Consider the following 996-nt stretch of genomic DNA (forward strand, 5'->3'; position numbering starts at 1 on the left):
CACCTCCTTACCTTAAAGAACCTGCCTTTGCAGTGCTCACACAGATTGTCTGATGAAAAAACAGCAGTAAAAATCTCTGCAGGCTTGTAGCTCAGGTGGTTAGAGCGCACCCCTGATAAGGGTGAGGTCGGTGGTTCAAGTCCACTCAGGCCTACCAAACTCCTTTTAAAGGATGAGCGGTACAGAGATTACAAACGATGGGGCTATAGCTCAGCTGGGAGAGCGCCTGCTTTGCACGCAGGAGGTCTGCGGTTCGATCCCGCATAGCTCCACCATCTTTTACTGCGAACACAAGAAAACTTCAGAGTGAACCTGAAAAGGTGCACTGCGAAGTTTTGCTCTTTAAAAATCTGGATCAAGCTGAAAATTGAAACGACACACATGTTATGTGTGTTCGAGTCTCTCAAATTTTCGCAAACCGATGATGAATCGAAAGAAACATCTTCGGGTTGTGAGGTTAAGCGACTAAGCGTACACGGTGGATGCCCTGGCAGTCAGAGGCGATGAAGGACGTGCTAATCTGCGAAAAGCGCCGGCGAGGTGATATGAACCTTTGACCCGGCGATGTCCGAATGGGGAAACCCAGTGTGATTCGTCACACTATCGTTAACTGAATACATAGGTTAACGAGGCGAACCGGGGGAACTGAAACATCTAAGTACCCCGAGGACAAGAAATCAACCGAGATTCCCCCAGTAGCGGCGAGCGAACGGGGAGCAGCCCGGAGTCTGAATCAGCTTGTGTGTTAGTGGAACGGTCTGGAAAGTCCGACGGTACAGGGTGATAGTCCCGTACACGAAAATGCACAGGTTGTGAACTCGAAGAGTAGGGCGGGACACGTGGTATCCTGTCTGAATATGGGGGGACCATCCTCCAAGGCTAAATACTCCTGACTGACCGATAGTGAACCAGTACCGTGAGGGAAAGGCGAAAAGAACCCCGGCGAGGGGAGTGAAAAAGAACCTGAAACCGTGTACGTACAAGCAGTGGGAGCCT

The 996-nt window shown here is 50.5% G+C and carries 2 tRNA genes and 1 rRNA gene; all 3 read left to right on the plus strand.

Going from position 1 to position 996, the window contains the following annotated elements:
- Window positions 1-80 precede the first annotated feature (80 nt).
- Window positions 81-157, plus strand: a tRNA-Ile gene (locus tag ACOTYN_RS26375).
- A gap of 42 nt (window positions 158-199) precedes the next feature.
- A tRNA-Ala gene (locus tag ACOTYN_RS26380) sits at window positions 200-275 on the plus strand.
- Window positions 276-455: 180 nt separating this feature from the next.
- Window positions 456-996 (plus strand): 23S ribosomal RNA (locus ACOTYN_RS26385); the annotation flags it as partial.

This window comes from Enterobacter cloacae complex sp. IR5458 (assembly GCF_049238025.1).
In the GTDB taxonomy this organism is placed as follows: domain Bacteria; phylum Pseudomonadota; class Gammaproteobacteria; order Enterobacterales; family Enterobacteriaceae; genus Enterobacter; species Enterobacter kobei.